The following is a 16,580-nucleotide window of genomic DNA, read 5'->3' as shown; positions in this document are numbered from 1 at the left end:
TTCGCGGGCAAGCCTCGCTCCTACAGGTTCGGTGGTGCTCCTGTAGGAGCGAGGCTTGCCCGCGAAGGCGTCCTCAAAAACACCATGAATTCCAGATCCAATAGATCGGCAATCCGACCGCCCGGCCCAACCCTGTTCCCAAAACCATCAATGGCTGGAACAATGCCGGCCACTTTGTAGAACGTTTGTCCGAGGGAGTAGCGGGTGCAGATTCAGGGTCATTACGAGCTTAAGTTCGAAGCGGTTCGCGAAGCGTTCGCGGCGTTGTTCGACGATCCTCAGGAGCGTGGCGCAGCGCTGTGCATCCAGGTTGGCGGCGAAACCGTTCTCGACCTCTGGTCCGGCACCGCCGACAAGGATGGCCATGAGGCCTGGCACAGCGACACTATCGCCAACCTGTTTTCCTGCACCAAGACCTTCACCGCCGTCACCGCCCTGCAACTGGTCGCCGAAGGCAAGCTGCAACTGGATGCCCCGGTTGCCCGCTATTGGCCCGAATTCGCTGCCGCCGGCAAGGAATCCGTCACCTTGCGTCAACTGCTCTGCCATCAGGCTGGTTTGCCGGCGTTGCGCGAGTTGCTGGCCCCGGAAGCGCTTTACGACTGGCAAACCATGGTCGATGCGCTGGCCGCCGAATCGCCTTGGTGGACGCCGGGCACCGGTCACGGTTATGCCGCGATCACCTATGGCTGGCTGGTCGGCGAGTTACTGCGCCGTGCCGACGGGCGTGGGCCGGGCGAGTCCATTGTGGCCCGCGTGGCCAAACCGTTGGGCCTGGATTTTCACGTCGGCCTGGCGGATGAAGAATTCCATCGCGTGGCGCACATCGCCCGTGGCAAGGGCAACGTCGGGGATGCCGCGGCCCAGCGCCTGCTGCAAGTGACGATGCGCGAACCGACGGCCATGACCACGCGGGCCTTTACTAACCCGCCGTCGGTCCTGACCAGCACCAACAAACCGGAATGGCGGCGCATGCAACAACCGGCGGCCAACGGCCACGGCAATGCCCGCAGCCTGGCCGGGTTCTATGCCGGGCTGCTCGACGGCAGCCTGCTGGAAAGCGAGATGCTCGATGAGCTGACCCGCGAACACAGCCTCGGCGAAGACAAGACTTTACTGACCCGGACCCGTTTCGGCCTGGGTTGCATGCTCGATCAACCGGATGTCCCGAACGCCACCTACGGCCTCGGCCCACGTGCGTTCGGTCACCCGGGCGCTGGCGGCTCCATCGGTTTTGCTGACCCTGAATACGATGTCGCCTTCGGTTTTGTGACAAATACACTGGGGCCTTACGTCTTGATGGATCCGCGCGCGCAAAAGCTCGCGCGGGTACTGGCCACTTGTCTGTAAAACGCGCTGAAGGGTTCCAGGGCCGGAACCCGAAGGCCTTTATGTTTTCCAACCGTCTGTTTATCCGGGTCATGCCGGCCTGAATTTTTATGACTTCTTTTTTGTGGATTTCCAATGTCACTCAATAAAACCACCCTCGCTTTGGCCCTGTGTGTCGCTGTTACCGGTTGTGCGCAGACACCAAAAAATGATTCGGATGGCAGCAGCTGGTGGCCGTTCGGTTCCTCCGACAAAGTCGCGGCGAAAGAGCCGGCTCCCGCGCCGGCACCTGTGAAGCCTGCCGAGGTGGCCCCGGCTGCCAAGGCTGAAGCCGACACCGGTGGTAAATGGTGGTGGCCGTTCGGCGGCAAAGAGCAGAGCACGGCCAAAGTCGTGCCGATGCCTGACCCTAAAGTCACTCAGGCCTGGCTCGACGATTACGAACCGCGCCTGCGCACCGCGATCAAGGACAGCAACCTGCAACTCGAGCGCCGTGAAAACGTGCTGGTGGTCACTGCGCCAGTAGAAGGTTCGTTCAACCCGGACCGTCCGGCCATGTTGTTGCCGGTGACTCTCGGCCCGTTCACTCGCGTGGCGAAAATCCTTGAAGTCGATCCCAAGACCGCCGTGCTGGTATTGGGTCACAGCGACACCTCGGGCGCCGCACCGGCCAACGTGAAACTGAGCCAGGAACGCGCACAAGCCGTGGCGGCGATTTTCCGCCTCAGCGGTCTGCAGCGTGATCGCCTGATGCTGCGCGGCATGGGTGGCGAAGCCCCGCGTGCGGCCAACGACAGCGTTGAAGGCCGTGCCTTGAACCGTCGCGTCGAACTGCTGGTGACTCCGCAAAACACTATGGTTGCGCTGTTGAGCAAGTACAACATGCCAGCCCCTGCACCGGTGAAACTGGTCGCTGCCCAGGACGTCAAGCCAGTGGCCAAGCCGGTCACCCCGGCACCAGCCGCGAAGAAAGCCGCTGTACCTGCCACGAAAAAAGCGCCGGCCAAGAAAGCCGCCGCCAAGAAGACTCCGGCTAAAACCGCGACGCCGGCCAAAAAGACCACGCCGGCCAAAGCCGCGGCAGCTGACAAAAAAGTCGTTGTCGCTGATCCTGTGAAAAAGTGATTCGTTAACCAAAAGGAATGCGCCATGACCCAGGGCCTGGCTGATATGCGTCGCGACTACACCCGAGACGGCCTGACCGAGGCACAAGCCCCGGCCGAGCCGTTCGCGCTGTTCCATCAGTGGTTTGCCGACGCGGTGAAAACCGAGCAGCCGCCGGTGGAAGCCAACGCCATGACCCTGGCCACTGTCGACCTGGACGGTCGGCCGCATTGCCGCATTTTGCTGCTCAAGGGCCTGGACGCGCAGGGCTTCACCTTCTTCACCAACTACGACAGCGCCAAGGGCCAGCATCTGGCCGCGAACCCGTTCGCGGCCATGACGTTTTTCTGGCCGGCCCTCGAGCGTCAGGTCCGTGTAGAAGGTCGGGTGGTGAAGGTCACGCCTGAGGAGTCCGATGCTTACTTCCAGGTCCGGCCGCTGGGCAGTCGCCTTGGCGCCTGGGCTTCACCGCAAAGTCGCGTGATCGCCGATCGTGCCGAACTGGAAGCGTTGCTCAAGAACACCGAGCAACGTTTCAGCGATACGCAGCCTCATTGCCCTGAGCACTGGGGCGGTTATCGTCTGCTGCCTGAGCGCATCGAATTCTGGCAGGGCCGTTCGAGCCGCCTGCACGATCGCCTCAACTATCGTTTGCAAGGCGCCGACTGGATTCTTGAACGTCTGGCGCCCTGAGCAGTCTACCGACCGGGATAACCTGCCGCAGCGGCCTCCAGCCACTGAGGCAGGTCCCGACGCTTGATCTTCTGCGCTTGAGCGTTCGCCAGTTGCTGGAGCATGTAGGCTCTTTTCTGCTCATCGCTCCCCGCCAGGGCTAGCGCCATATCGCGGTCCATCCAGCGTTTGATCCGTACGTACAACCACCCATGGAAGTACAGACCGGCGACAGTGGTGACGACAATGATGAAGTAATCCATGAAAATCCTTGGGGCAGCGGCGCAGATCTCGTCATTTGCCGCTAATGTTTGATGAGTTCGTGGAGGTCCCTGTACCGGGCCTGAATCAAACCAATGTTATCGGGGCGACGTCGTGACACGCGTCAAGCTGCGGAGTTTAATGGTTACATGTCCTTTGGAGGTGATGCCATGCGTAAGTCTGTTCTGCTTGTTGCTTCCTTTTCCACGATGGCGATGTTGCTCACTGGCTGCCAATCGAGCCTGACCGGTGACTCCTACTCCCGTGACGAAGCGCGTCGTGTGCAGACCGTTCGCATGGGCACCATCGAATCCCTGCGTCCGGTGAAAATCGAAGGCACCAAGACCCCGATCGGCGGCCTCGCCGGCGCGGCGGTCGGTGGTGTTGGTGGCAGCAGCATCGGCGGTGGTAAAGGCAGCATCGTTGCTGCAGTTATCGGCGCCGTGGCTGGCGGGCTGATCGGCTCGGCCACTGAAGAAGGCCTGACCCGCACCCAAGGTGTGGAAATCACTGTTCGTGAAGACGACGGCAGCATGCGTGCCTATGTGCAGCAGGTTCAGGAAAACGAAGTGTTCCGTGTGGGTGAGCGGGTGCGGATTGCTACTGTAGATGGTACGAGCCGCGTTACGCACTAAGCGGGAACGCGGGTAAAAGAAAACCCCGATCAGCGTGAGCTGGTTGGGGTTTTTTTTGAGGCGGGGTTTTGGATTGGGGGGATATCCGTTTCTGCGGTAACGGCTTCCATTGGTTTCGCCCTTACGGCGAGTCACTTGGAGAAGCGCCAAGTAACCAAGCGCTTTTGCCCCTTTCGTTCGGTGGCTCGCTCCGGTCCTGCTCCGTGGGCCCGCCGCGATCGGCCATCCCTGGCCGTGCGCGGCTAACCCGGCATCCATGCCGGGTTGCCCACTGCGCAGAACCTCCACTCGGCCTCTCGAGGGGGCGCTCAGATCAAAAGCGGAAGGCGAGCTAACGCTCGGCCTGATGAGTGGTGAAAATCAAAAGCGCACGCGATTTCCTGTAGGAGCCGGCTTGCCGGCGATGGCGTCCGTCTAGTCAATAAACAGGTTGATTGACCCACCGCCATCGCCAGCAAGCCGGCTCCTACAGGGTTAATGTGCGAGCGATGCCACCACAACCATTCAGGATTAGCGCTCGCCTTGCTTGCGACTCGCCGCCGCCGTCACCGCATATCCAATCAACGCTGCCAATATCGACCCGGTCAAAATCCCCATCCGGTCCATCCCGGCGTATTCACTGACGCCCGGTTCAAACGCCAGGGAACCGACAAACAAGCTCATGGTGAAACCAATCCCGCAGAGGATCGCAACCCCCAGCACCTGGCCCCAATTGGCGCCTTGGGGCAGGGCGGCGATGCCGGTTTTTACCGCGAGCCAGGTCAGGCCGAACACGCCAAGTGTCTTGCCCAGCAGCAGGCCGATTGCGATGCCCATTGGCACGTGATGGGTGAAGCTTTCGGCAGTCACGCCGCTCAGGGACAGGCCGGCGTTGGCGAAGGCGAACAGCGGCAGGATGCCGTAGGCGACCCACGGGTGCAGGGCGTGTTCCAGCGTCAGCAGCGGCGACGGCTCGGCGTTTTTGGTGCGCAACGGGATGCAGAAGGCCAGGGTTACGCCGGCCAGCGTGGCGTGGACACCGCTTTTGAGTACGCACACCCACAGGATCAAACCGATGATCATGTACGGCCCGAGCTTGACCACGCCGAGCCGGTTCATCGCGATCAGCGCGACGATGCAGGCCGCGGCCAACGCCAGGGACAGGGTCGACAGCGCGCCGGAATAGAAGATCGCAATGACGATGATCGCGCCGAGGTCGTCGATGATCGCCAGGGTCATCAGGAACAGTTTCAGCGACACCGGCACACGCTTGCCCAGCAGGGCGAGGACGCCGAGGGCGAAGGCGATGTCAGTCGCCATCGGAATGGCCCAGCCACCGAGCGCAGCGGGGTTGTCACGGTTGAAGAACCAGTAGACCAACGCCGGCACGACCATGCCGCCAATCGCCGCAGCGCCGGGCAGGACCACCTGTGAAGGCTTCGACAGCTGACCGTCGAGGACTTCGCGCTTTACCTCCAGGCCGATCAGCAGGAAGAACAGGGCCATCAGGCCGTCGTTGATCCACAGCAGTGCCGGTTTGGCGATTTGCAGCGCGCCGACCTGAGCCACCACCGGGGTGTCCAGAAAGCTGCTGTAGAGCCACGACAACGGGGAGTTGTTGATGATCAAAGCCAGGGCTGCTGCGGCGATCAACAACAGACCGCTGGCAGCTTCCAACTGAAAGAAACGCGTGAAAGTGCTACGCAGAGGCAAGGTCGCTCTCCATCGAATAATCAAAAAGGTGGCACACCCTAACCCGTACCGTTAGTTGTTAAAACAAAAGTTATATTCTTTTTTGTTATATGCCGTTACAACGCGAAAGGCGACACGGACCTGAGCCTAGCAGTTGCCGGACGTATTGAAGCTCAGCTGTATCTGTGCGCGATGTCGGATTTTTCCTAAGCTTGTGGGCTGAGCCTTGTGCCAAGGCCGACTCAACGAGAAAACCATCATGAGCGACAACCGACAGTGGGCCCGGGAAGCCATCCGGATCATCGAAGCGGACTTCCAGCGCAGCGCCGACACCCACCTGATCCCCTTGCCGCTGCCGGGGTTGCCGGGCATCGAGCTGTATTTCAAGGATGAGTCGAGCCATCCCACCGGCAGCCTGAAACATCGCCTGGCGCGTTCGTTGTTCCTCTACGCGCTGTGTAACGGCTGGCTTAAACCCGGCGCACCAGTGATCGAAGCGTCCAGCGGTTCGACGGCGATTTCCGAGGCGTACTTCGCCCGTTTGCTCGGCCTGCCGTTTATTGCCGTGATGCCGGCCACCACCTCCAAAGAGAAGATCGCGCAAATCGAGTTCTACGGTGGCAAGAGCCATCTGGTGGACGACCCGACGCAGATCTATGCCGAATCCGAGCGCCTGGCGCGCGAGCACGACGGGCACTTTATCGATCAGTTCACCTACGCTGAACGTGCCACCGACTGGCGGGCGAACAACAACATCGCCGAGTCGATCTTCCATCAGATGCGTTTTGAACAGCACCCGGAGCCGAGCTGGCTGATTTCCAGCCCAGGCACCGGCGGCACCACGGCGACCCTCGGGCGATACGTGCGTTATCGCCAGCATTGCACTCGCGTGCTGTGCGCCGATGCCGAGCGCTCGGTGTTTTTTGATTACTACCTGACTGGCGATGCCAGTCTTCGACTGGATCACGGTTCGCGGATCGAAGGCATTGGTCGGCCACGGGTCGAGGCGTCGTTTCTACCAAAGGTGATCGATGCGATGGTCAAGGTGCCGGACGATCTGTCACTGGCGGCCATGCATTACCTGGCGCAGCGTTTGGGACGTCGGGTGGGCGGGTCGAGCGGGACCAATCTGATTGGTGCGTTGATGGCGGCGCAACAGATGGTGGCGGCGGGGGAAACGGGGTCGATCGTGGCGATTCTGTGCGATGGCGGCGAGCGCTATGAGACCAGTTATTACGATCAGGCCTGGCTCAAGGCGCAGGGGTATGAGTTGAGCGGGTTGATGGCGGCGGTGGCAGCGAGTGTCGAGCGCGGCGAGCCGCTTCCAGCCACCGTGCTGCGCGCCAACATCTAACGGCTAACGACGCCCCTGTAGGAGCGAGGCTTGCCCGCGAAGAACGATAACGCGGTCTGTCTGAATGTCCGCGTTATCGTTCTTCGCGGGCAAGCCTCGCTCCTACAGGGTTTTGCATTTATTCCAGGGAATGCAGGTCAGGCTTCCAGGCCTAGGATGTCGCGAGCCACGGCTTCGGCGATGCGAATCCCGTCGACACCCGCCGACAGAATCCCGCCCGCATAACCCGCGCCTTCACCCGCCGGGAATAAACCCTTCACGTTCAGGCTCTGCATCGACTCGTTACGGGTGATCCGCAACGGTGACGACGTGCGCGTCTCGATCCCGGTCAACACCGCGTCATGCAGCGAGTAGCCGCGAATCTGCTTCTCGAACGCCGGCAAGGCTTCGCGAATGGCTTCGATGGCGAATGCCGGCAAGGCCAACGCCAAATCACCCAGCGCAACACCGGGCTTGTAGGACGGTTCAACGCTGCCCAACTCGGTGGACGGTTTGCCCGCGATGAAATCGCCCACCAGCTGTGCCGGCGCTTCGTAGTTGCTGCCACCCAGCACAAAGGCGTGGGATTCCAGGCGCTCCTGCAACTCGATACCGGCCAGCGGGCCGCCCGGATAATCGACTTCCGGGGTGATCCCGACGACGATCCCGGAGTTGGCGTTGCGCTCGTTACGCGAATACTGGCTCATGCCGTTGGTCACGACGCGATTCGGCTCGGAGGTCGCCGCGACCACCGTGCCGCCCGGGCACATGCAGAAGCTGTAGACCGAGCGACCGTTCTTGGCGTGGTGCACCAGTTTGTAGTCGGCGGCACCCAGTTTCGGGTGGCCGGCGTACTTGCCCAGGCGCGCGCGGTCGATCAGCGACTGCGGGTGTTCGATACGGAAACCCACCGAAAACGGCTTGGCTTCCATGAACACGCCACGACCGTGGAGCATGCGGAAGGTGTCGCGGGCGCTGTGGCCGAGGGCCAGAATCACGTGCTTCGAATGGATCTGTTCGCCGCCGTTGAGCTCGACGCCAACCAATTGACCGTCCTCGATCAACACGTCGGTGACGCGCTGCTGGAAGCGTACTTCGCCGCCCAGTGCGCGAATCTGCTCACGCATGTTTTCCACAACGCCCGTCAGACGGAACGTACCGATGTGCGGTTTGCTGACGTAGAGGATTTCTTCCGGCGCACCGGCTTTGACGAACTCATGCAGGACTTTGCGCCCGATGAACTTCGGATCCTTGATCTGGCTGTAGAGCTTGCCGTCGGAGAAAGTCCCCGCGCCGCCTTCACCAAATTGCACGTTGGACTCGGGGTTGAGCACGCTTTTACGCCACAGGCCCCAGGTGTCCTTGGTGCGCTGGCGCACTTCGGTGCCGCGCTCGAGGATGATCGGCTTGAAGCCCATTTGCGCGAGCAGCAGCCCGGCGAAAATCCCGCACGGCCCGAAACCTACGACAACCGGGCGTTGCTGCAGATCGGCCGGCGCGTGGCCGACCACTTTGTAGCTGACATCCGGCGCCTCGTTGACGTTACGGTCATCGGCGAATTTGTGCAGCAACGCCGCCTCATCCTTCGCGGTGAGGTCGATGGTGTAGATGAAGCACAGTTCGGAGGATTTTTTACGCGCATCGTAGCTGCGCTTGAACAAGGTGAAATCGAGCAGGTCATCGCTGGCGATGCCCAGGCGCTGCACGATAGCAGGGCGCAGGTCTTCTTCGGGATGGTCGATCGGCAGCTTGAGTTCAGTGATTCGTAACATGACGGGATCCGGTTCGCGGGGCGCACAACTGCGCCAAGGCGTTTGAAGGCGGCGATTATAAGCCCCAAAAGCCGAGTCCCGTGAGGCTTAAACGATCAGTCGTCGCGCGATCCGCCGAAATACCCGCAACCACGCTGAACCTGGCCATCAATGCGCAGTTCGGCGCTCATGTGTTGAACACTGCCGGTGCTGCTGTCGACGCAACGTTGCGGCGCGACCCACAGTTCGATGTGCTGGTTATTGGCTTCGGTGCTGAGGTTGAAGCGGCCATCGCCCAGTTGCTCTTCAACATAAGGGACGGCCAGGGGCGGTTGGCCCGCACGGTCGACGACCATGCCTTTGCCACTGACCTTGACGTTCCACTCGGGCCCGTGGCCGGCGGCGCGCAGGATCAACGGTTTGAAATTCGGATCGCCGCAGGCGGTGCCCGAGCGCTCGACGCGGTACAACTGCTCCAGATCGAGGCGACTGTCGACGATTCGCCCGCGAACGTCGGCGAACAGCTTGCCCTTCGCATCGGCGAGGCCTGCGGCCTCTTGCAGGACGCTGGTGCCGCCGGTGTCGTTGACCACGAAACTGCGCTGCTCATTGCACGGCTGGAACAACAGCTTGCCATCGGCTGCCGTCAACTGACCCTGCATTCGGGTCTGGCCCACGTGGGAGGCACTTTCACGCGGCCCATCGAACAACTGACAGGCCGCGAACAGTGGAAGCACGGCAACAAGGACTAAGGAACGGGCAACACGCATCTTTGGCTCTCCAGACAAGAGCCGCCACGTTACGCAGCCTGACCGTTCATCACAACCCTGCCGAGGTGTGTTGGTCCACCTGTAGGAGCACAGCTTGCTGGCGAAGGCGATCTTACGGACGCCTTCGCCGGCAAGCCGTGCTCCTACGGATTGTGTTGTTTAACCGACGTGAAAGGTCTGACCGGTTTGCAGGCCTTCTACGCTTTTGGCGTAGGCCAGTGCCACATCGACAGCCGGAACCGGTTTGAAGCCGCGGAAGTACGGCGCGTATTTGCCCATGGCTTCAACCAGGACATTCGGGCTCACCGAGTTCACCCGCAGGCCGCGCGGCAGCTCGATCGCGGCGGCACGCACGAAGCTGTCGATGGCACCGTTGACCAGTGCGGCCGAAGCACCGCTGCGGATCGGGTCGTGGCTGAGCACGCCGGTAGTGAAGGTGAACGATGCGCCGTCATTGGCGAATTCGCGACCGATCAGCAGCAGGTTGACCTGGCCCATCAGCTTGTCGTTCAGGCCGAGGGTAAAACTGTCGGCGGTCATTTCGTTCAGCGGCGCGAAGGTCACGTTGCCCGCCGCGCAAACCAGTGCGTCGAACTTGCCGGTCTGTTCGAACAGTTTGCGAATCGAAGCGCTGTCGCTGATATCCACTTGGAAGTCGCCGCTGTTGCGACCGATGCGGATGACCTCGTGACGCTCGGACAACTCCTTGTCGATCGCCGAACCGATGGTGCCGCCTGCGCCAATCAAAAGAATTTTCATATTGTTTATCCTCATGTGTGTTGAAAGTGGCTTCAGTCTAGAGTGGTTTTTTCTGTGGATAAGCGCGCTAATAGGCAACCTTTGGTTTTCTAATGGAAACAATCCATGAGCGAGATGGATGATCTGGCGGCGTTTGCAGTGCTGATTGAAGCGGGCAGTTTCACCTTGGCGGCGCAACAACTGGGTTGCAGCAAGGGCCAGTTGTCCAAGCGCATCAGCCTGTTGGAGACGCGGTTTTCCGTGGTGCTGCTGCAACGCACCACCCGCCGCTTGAGCCTGACGGCGGCGGGGGCGGCGCTGTTGCCGCAAGCCCAGGCGCTGGTGGTGCAAGTGGAACGGGCGCGTCAGGCATTGGCGCGGTTGAAGGACGATATGGCAGGGCCGGTGCGTATGACGGTTCCGGTATCGTTGGGAGAAACCTTCTTCGATGGCTTGCTGCTGGAGTTTTCCCACAAGTACCCGCAGGTGCAGATCGAGCTCGACCTCAGCAACAATTACCGTGACTTGTCCCGCGACGGTTTTGATCTGGCGGTTCGCTCCGACGTCGGCAATGACGAGCGTCTGGTGGCGCGACCGCTGTTGGCCTGGCACGAACTGACCTGCGCCAGCCCGGCTTACCTTGAGCAACACGGCGAACCGCTGACCCCACAGTCCCTGGCTGAGCACCAGTGTTTGCTCAACAGCCACTACAGCGGCCGCGAAGAATGGCTGTATCACCAACAGCACGAATTATTGCGGGTGCGTGTGTCGGGGCCGTTCGCCAGCAATCATTACAGCCTGCTCAAAAAAGCCGCGCTGGCGGGCGCCGGCATTGCGCGTCTGCCGTCCTACCTGTTGCAGGCGGAATTGGCTGACGGCCGTTTGCGCTGGCTCTTGCGCGATTATCAGACGCGTCGCATGCCGATGTATTTGGTGCACCCGTATCAGGGTGGGTTGCCCAAGCGCACGCAGGTGCTGGCGGATTACTTGATTGGCTGGTTCAAGCGCAGTGGGGAGGCGTTGGATCGGCTCTGACTGATCACACAAACCCCTGTAGGAGCCGGCTTGCCGGCGATCGCGGTTTAACATTCTACAGAGAGGTTGACTGATACTCCGCTATCGCCGGCAAGCCGGCTCCTACAGGGGTTATTTATCGTTCTCGGGATTGTGGCAGACACAAAAAAAACGGCCCGAAGGCCGTTTTTTGTTTACCGCAAACGCTTAACCACCGAGGTACGCTTCGCGCACTTTCGGGTCGGTCAGCAGCGCTTCACCGGTGCCTTGCATCACCACGCGGCCGTTCTCCAGAACGTACGCGCGGTCAGCGATTTTCAGCGCCTGGTTGGCGTTCTGCTCAACCAGGAACACCGTCACGCCATCCTTGCGCAGCTGTTCGATGATGTCGAAGATCTGCTGGATGATGATCGGCGCCAGACCCAGCGAAGGCTCGTCGAGCAGCAGCAGCTTTGGCTTGCTCATCAGCGCACGGCCGATGGCGAGCATTTGCTGTTCGCCGCCGGACATGGTGCCGCCGCGCTGATTGAAACGCTCTTTCAGGCGTGGGAAAAGTCCGAGGACCTTGTCCATCTGTTCCTGGTAATCGCCCTTTTCAGTGAAGAAGCCACCCATGGAGAGGTTTTCTTCTACGGTCAGGCGAGCAAACACCCGACGACCTTCCGGCACGACGGCGATGCTCTTGCGCATGATCTGCGACGAACTCTGGCCGACGAGCTCTTCGCCCATGTAGCGGATGCTGCCGCTGTGGGCTTGCGGCGAACCGCAGAGGGTCATCAGCAGGGTCGATTTGCCGGCACCGTTGGCACCGATCAGGGTCACGATCTCGCCCTGACGGACTTCGACGTTGACGCTGTGCAGCGCCTGGATCTTGCCGTAGAAGGTGGAAACGTTTTCGAATTGCAGCATTTACGCTTCCCCCAGGTAGGCTTTGATCACTTCAGGATTGTCGCGGATCTGTTCCGGCGTACCGTCGGCCAGAGGCGTGCCCTGGTTGATCACGACGATGTGGTCGGAAATGCTCATGACCAGTTTCATGTCGTGTTCGATCAGCAGCACGGTGACGTTGTGCTCTTCACGCAGCATGCTGATCAGCGCCTTGAGATCCTCGGTTTCCTTCGGGTTCAGGCCGGCAGCCGGTTCGTCGAGCATGAGGATCCGCGGACGGGTCATCATGCAGCGGGCGATTTCCAGGCGACGTTGCTGACCGTAGGCCAGGGTGCCGGCCGGACGGTTGGCGAACGCCTTGAGGTTGACCTTGTCCAGCCAGTACTCGGCGAACTCCATGGCTTCGCGTTCGCTTTTGCGGAAGCCCGGGGTCTTGAACAGGCCCGCCAGGAAGTTGGTGTTCAGGTGACGGTGCTGGGCGATCAAGAGGTTCTCGACCGCCGTCATGTCCTTGAACAGCCGCACGTTCTGGAAGGTGCGCACCACGCCTTTGAGGGCGATCTTGTGGCCGGGCAGGCCTTCGATCGGCTCGCCGTCCAGCATGATGCTGCCGCCGCTCGGCTTGTAGAAACCGGTCAGGCAGTTGAACACGGTGGTCTTGCCGGCGCCGTTGGGGCCGATCAGTGCCACGACCTGTTTCTCTTTCACGCTCAGGGCTACGCCATTGACGGCCAGCAAGCCGCCGAAGCGCATGCTCAGGTTTTCGACTTTAAGGATCTCGCGGCTCATTTGCGCAGCTCCATGTGAGGACGTTGCATGGGCAGCAGACCTTGAGGACGCCAGATCATCATCAGCACCATCAAGGCGCCGAACATCAACATGCGGTATTCACTGAACTCACGCATCATTTCCGGCAACAGGATCATCACCGTGGCGGCGAGTACGACACCCAGCTGCGAGCCCATGCCACCCAGCACCACGATGGCGAGGATGGTCGCCGACTCGATGAAGGTGAAGGACTCCGGTGTCACCAGGCCCTGACGCGCGGCGAAGAAGCTGCCCGCGAAACCGGCGAAGCACGCGCCGAGGGTGAAAGCCGAGAGCTTGATGATCGTCGGGTTCAGGCCCAGTGCACGGCAGGCGATTTCGTCTTCACGCAACGCTTCCCAGGCACGGCCCAGGGGCATGCGCAGCAAGCGGTTGATGACGAACAGCGCAAACAGCGCGAGGAACAGCGCGACCAGGTAAAGAAAGATCACCTTGTTGATCGAGTTGTATTCCAGGCCGAAGTACTCGTGGAACGTCTGCAGGCCTTCAGCCGCCTTACGTTCGAAAGTCAGGCCGAAGAACGTCGGTTTCTCGATGTTGCTGATGCCGTTCGGACCACCGGTGATGTCGGTCAGGTTACGCAGGAACAGACGGATGATTTCGCCGAAGCCCAGGGTCACGATCGCCAGGTAGTCACCGCGCAGACGCAGGACCGGGAAACCGAGCAGGAAGCCGAAAGTGGCCGCCATCAGGCCGGCGATCGGCAGGCAGATCCAGAAGCTCAAGCCGTAGTAGTGCGACAGCAATGCGTAGCTGTAGGCGCCGACGGCATAGAAACCGACGTAACCGAGGTCGAGCAGGCCAGCCAGGCCGACCACGATGTTCAGGCCCAGGCCGAGCATCACGTAGATCAGCACCAGCGTGGCGATATCCACCGCACCGCGAGAACCGAAGAACGGCCAGACCAGCGCGCCGACGATCAACGCGATGATGATCCAGCGTTGGGTGGTCGGCAGGGTCAGGAAATTACTGGCCTTGGCCGGCATCACCGGCAGGTTGGGCGAGGATTTCCAGGCCGAGCTGATCTGCTGGTCGAACAGCACCCGCAGGAACATCAGTACCGAGCACACGGCGATGGTGATCAGCGTGGCAGTGCTGGTGCCATGGACTTCGAGGTTGATGCCGACAATAGTCAGCTTCAGACCGAGTACCGGGTAGGCAACGGCCCACACCAGCAAGGCGCTGAACAACGCCTGTTTAAGATTCCTAGTCATACTTTTTCAACCTCCGGACGGCCCAACAGGCCGGTAGGCCGGAACAACAACACCAGAACCAATAGGCCGAACGCCACGACGTCCTTGTACTGGTCGCCGAAGATATCGGCACCGAAGGCTTCCGCCACCCCAAGCACGATCCCGCCGAGCATGGCGCCGGGGATGCTGCCGATACCGCCCAGTACCGCTGCGGTGAAGGCCTTGAGGCCGACCAGGAAACCGGCGTTCGGGTTGATCACGCCATATTGCATGCTCAGCAGCACGGCCGCGATGGCCGCCAGTGCGGCACCGATGACGAAGGTCAGGGCGATGATGTTGTTGGTGTTGATACCCAGCAGGTTGGCCATCTTGATGTCTTCGGCACAGGCGCGGCAGGCGCGACCCAGGCGAGAGCGGGAGATGAACAGCGTCAGGCCGAGCATGGCGATCAGGGTCACCACGAACACCACGATTTGCATGTAGGAAATCAGCACTTCATGTGCGCCACCTGGCCCGATGGCGAAGTTGCCGGGGATCAGGTTGGGGATGGATTTGTCCTTGGAGTCTTGCGCCAGCAGAACCGTGTTCTGCAGGAAAATCGACATGCCGATGGCGGAAATCAGCGGGATCAGACGGTTGCTGCCGCGCAAGGGGCGGTAGGCAATCCGTTCGATGCTGTAACCGTAGGCACTGGTCACGACGATGGTCGCGAGGAAAGCGGCGGTCATCAACAGCGGAACACTGTCGAGTCCCATCATGGACAGGCCCGCAATGGCGATGAACGCCACGTAGGAACCGATCATGTACACCTCGCCGTGGGCGAAGTTGATCATTCCAATGATGCCGTAAACCATCGTATAGCCGATGGCGATCAGGGCATACGTGCTGCCAATGGTCAGACCATTAACCAGCTGTTGGAAGAAGTGATAGATGTCAGGCATTACAGCGCTCCTAAAAACCTGATACGCATTTCACTGGTGGAGTCATTTTCCCGCTCGAGCCCCGTGGATCTGCATCCACTTCGAACGCGAGGTTTGCCAGCGAACCGCTGATGACGGTTTTGAGATTTTCAGGTGGGGAGACTGGCGGATCACGCCAGCGCGGCCCAATACGTTCGTAAAACAAAGCCCACGGCACGCCGTGGGCTTTATTGGCAGTCAGTCAGGCAACGCCTTACTGAGGCTTGGCTTCAGTTTTTGGTTTGCCGAAGTGCCACTCGTAAACCACAAATTTGAAGTCTTTCAGGTCGCCCTTGTCGTCGAAGCTCAGGTCGCCGGTAGGAGTCTTGAAGGTGCCTTTGTGGATGGCTTCAGCCACTTTGGCGGAGTCTTCGGACTTGGCAGCCTTGATACCTTCGGCGATCACTTCCACAGCCGAGTAGGCCGGGAACACGAACGGACCGCTCGGGTCTTCTTTCTTCGCTTTGAACGCGTCAGCCAGAGCAACGTTGGCTGGATCCTGGTCGAAGGATTTCGGCAGGGTTACCAGCAGGCCTTCGGAAGCTTCCTTGGCGATCTGCGAAATGGAGTCGTTACCCACGCCTTCCGGACCCATGAACTTGGCTTTCAGGCCTTTTTCCTGGGATTGACGCAGGATCAGACCCAGCTCTGGGTGGTAGCCGCCGTAGTAGACGAAGTCGACGTTGGCTTGCTTGAGCTTGGAGACCATCGAAGAGAAGTCTTTGTCGCCGGCGTTGATGCCTTCGAACACGGCAACCTTGACGCCTTTGCCTTCCAGGGTTTTCTTCACGGCGGTGGCGATGCCTTCACCGTATTGCTGTTTGTCGTGCAGGACAGCAACGATTTTCGGTTTTACGTGATCGGCGATGTAGTTACCGGCGGCAGGGCCCTGGGCGCTGTCCAGACCGATGGTGCGGAACACCATTTTGTAACCACGAGCGGTGATGTCCGGGCTGGTGGCAGCCGGGGTGATCATGATCACGCCTTCGTCTTCGTAGATGTCCGAAGCCGGTTGAGTGGAGCTGGAGCACAGGTGACCGACTACGAACTTGACGCCGTCGTTGACGACCTTGTTCGCGACAGCCACAGCTTGTTTTGGATCACAGGCGTCATCGTATTCAACGGCTTCGAGTTTCTTGCCGTCTACGCCGCCCTTGGCGTTGATCTGTTCGATGGCCATTTTGGCGCCACTGAACTGCATGTCGCCGTATTGGGCTACAGGGCCGGTTTTAGGGCCGGCGATGCCGATCTTGATGGTGTCAGCTGCGAACGAATGGCTGGCAACCCCGGCCAGAACCATAGCGGCAAACAGTTTGGAAATCTGCTTAGTAGCCTTAGTCATAGTGCTCCACTCTTACTGTTGTAGTTTTTATAGTCCTGGCGCCGTAGCAGCAGAACCGGGTCAGATATCTTCGAATATCCTCCGGAAAATGC

General features: G+C 60.4%; 16 protein-coding genes. 6 read left to right on the top strand and 10 right to left on the bottom strand.

Annotated elements, in window-relative coordinates; translation table 11 throughout:
- Window positions 1-204 precede the first annotated feature (204 nt).
- From IB246_RS15010 to pdxH, 3 genes are all read left to right on the top strand, one after another.
- Window positions 205-1,350 carry an EstA family serine hydrolase gene (locus tag IB246_RS15010; RefSeq protein WP_008040837.1) on the top strand — a complete coding sequence of 382 codons (1,146 nt, stop codon included), beginning with the start codon at window positions 205-207 and terminating at the stop codon, window positions 1,348-1,350.
- Between the two features lie 114 nt (window positions 1,351-1,464).
- Entirely contained in the window at window positions 1,465-2,454 is a 990-nt protein-coding gene (locus tag IB246_RS15005) for an OmpA family protein (protein ID WP_008040838.1), read from the top strand.
- Window positions 2,455-2,478: 24 nt separating this feature from the next.
- Complete coding sequence (gene pdxH / locus IB246_RS15000) at window positions 2,479-3,126, top strand: pyridoxamine 5'-phosphate oxidase (protein ID WP_008040839.1); 648 nt, start codon at window positions 2,479-2,481, stop codon at window positions 3,124-3,126.
- A 5-nt stretch (window positions 3,127-3,131) separates the two neighbouring features.
- Here pdxH and IB246_RS14995 read toward each other — a convergent pair whose 3' ends face one another.
- Complete coding sequence (locus tag IB246_RS14995; protein WP_008040840.1) at window positions 3,132-3,368, bottom strand: hypothetical protein; 237 nt, start codon at window positions 3,366-3,368, stop codon at window positions 3,132-3,134.
- Between the two features lie 168 nt (window positions 3,369-3,536).
- Between IB246_RS14995 and IB246_RS14990 the strand changes: the two genes are divergently transcribed.
- Entirely contained in the window at window positions 3,537-4,001 is a 465-nt protein-coding gene (locus IB246_RS14990; protein ID WP_008040841.1) for a glycine zipper 2TM domain-containing protein, read from the top strand.
- A gap of 510 nt (window positions 4,002-4,511) precedes the next feature.
- On the opposite strand, the gene nhaA is transcribed toward IB246_RS14990, so the two are convergent.
- Window positions 4,512-5,693 (bottom strand): Na+/H+ antiporter NhaA, encoded by a 1,182-nt coding sequence (gene nhaA / locus IB246_RS14985; RefSeq protein ID WP_008045233.1) that lies wholly within the window; start codon window positions 5,691-5,693, stop codon window positions 4,512-4,514.
- 235 nt (window positions 5,694-5,928) lie between these two features.
- On the opposite strand from nhaA, the gene IB246_RS14980 reads away from it, so the two are divergent.
- Window positions 5,929-7,026: a PLP-dependent cysteine synthase family protein gene (locus IB246_RS14980; RefSeq protein WP_177318900.1), complete on the top strand. Its 1,098-nt coding sequence runs from the start codon at window positions 5,929-5,931 to the stop codon at window positions 7,024-7,026.
- Window positions 7,027-7,163: 137 nt separating this feature from the next.
- On the opposite strand, the gene IB246_RS14975 is transcribed toward IB246_RS14980, so the two are convergent.
- The 3 genes from IB246_RS14975 to IB246_RS14965 all read right to left on the bottom strand — a co-directional run bounded on the left by IB246_RS14975 (window position 7,164) and on the right by IB246_RS14965 (window position 10,285).
- The gene (locus tag IB246_RS14975) at window positions 7,164-8,777 is read right to left on the bottom strand and encodes an NAD(P)/FAD-dependent oxidoreductase (RefSeq protein WP_008043543.1); all 1,614 of its coding nucleotides are present in this window, start codon (window positions 8,775-8,777) and stop codon (window positions 7,164-7,166) included.
- 95 nt (window positions 8,778-8,872) lie between these two features.
- The gene (locus IB246_RS14970; protein ID WP_008043544.1) at window positions 8,873-9,526 is read right to left on the bottom strand and encodes a COG3650 family protein; all 654 of its coding nucleotides are present in this window, start codon (window positions 9,524-9,526) and stop codon (window positions 8,873-8,875) included.
- A 159-nt stretch (window positions 9,527-9,685) separates the two neighbouring features.
- A complete protein-coding gene (locus tag IB246_RS14965; protein WP_008034386.1) occupies window positions 9,686-10,285 on the bottom strand; it encodes a short chain dehydrogenase in 600 nt (199 codons plus the stop codon).
- Window positions 10,286-10,390: 105 nt separating this feature from the next.
- Between IB246_RS14965 and IB246_RS14960 the strand changes: the two genes are divergently transcribed.
- A complete protein-coding gene (locus IB246_RS14960; protein ID WP_008034383.1) occupies window positions 10,391-11,299 on the top strand; it encodes a LysR family transcriptional regulator in 909 nt (302 codons plus the stop codon).
- A 186-nt stretch (window positions 11,300-11,485) separates the two neighbouring features.
- Here the strand turns inward: IB246_RS14960 and IB246_RS14955 are convergent, their stop codons facing one another.
- The 5 genes from IB246_RS14955 to IB246_RS14935 all read right to left on the bottom strand — a co-directional run bounded on the left by IB246_RS14955 (window position 11,486) and on the right by IB246_RS14935 (window position 16,488).
- Complete coding sequence (locus IB246_RS14955) at window positions 11,486-12,187, bottom strand: ABC transporter ATP-binding protein (RefSeq protein WP_008034381.1); 702 nt, start codon at window positions 12,185-12,187, stop codon at window positions 11,486-11,488.
- Window positions 12,188-12,955: a high-affinity branched-chain amino acid ABC transporter ATP-binding protein LivG gene (livG, locus tag IB246_RS14950; protein WP_008034380.1), complete on the bottom strand. Its 768-nt coding sequence runs from the start codon at window positions 12,953-12,955 to the stop codon at window positions 12,188-12,190.
- The gene (locus IB246_RS14945) at window positions 12,952-14,208 is read right to left on the bottom strand and encodes a high-affinity branched-chain amino acid ABC transporter permease LivM (RefSeq protein ID WP_008034379.1); all 1,257 of its coding nucleotides are present in this window, start codon (window positions 14,206-14,208) and stop codon (window positions 12,952-12,954) included. Before IB246_RS14945 ends, livG begins: the two co-directional genes overlap by 4 nt.
- Window positions 14,205-15,128 carry a high-affinity branched-chain amino acid ABC transporter permease LivH gene (livH, locus tag IB246_RS14940; RefSeq protein WP_008034378.1) on the bottom strand — a complete coding sequence of 308 codons (924 nt, stop codon included), beginning with the start codon at window positions 15,126-15,128 and terminating at the stop codon, window positions 14,205-14,207. Before livH ends, IB246_RS14945 begins: the two co-directional genes overlap by 4 nt.
- Before the next feature lie 232 nt (window positions 15,129-15,360).
- The gene (locus IB246_RS14935; RefSeq protein WP_008034377.1) at window positions 15,361-16,488 is read right to left on the bottom strand and encodes a branched-chain amino acid ABC transporter substrate-binding protein; all 1,128 of its coding nucleotides are present in this window, start codon (window positions 16,486-16,488) and stop codon (window positions 15,361-15,363) included.
- Window positions 16,489-16,580 lie beyond the last annotated feature (92 nt).

This window comes from Pseudomonas sp. PDM01, assembly GCF_014852325.1.
GTDB classification, from domain to species: domain Bacteria; phylum Pseudomonadota; class Gammaproteobacteria; order Pseudomonadales; family Pseudomonadaceae; genus Aquipseudomonas; species Aquipseudomonas migulae.
The sequence above is the reverse complement of the archived record's forward strand: the minus strand, read 5'-3'. Positions and strand labels throughout refer to the sequence as shown.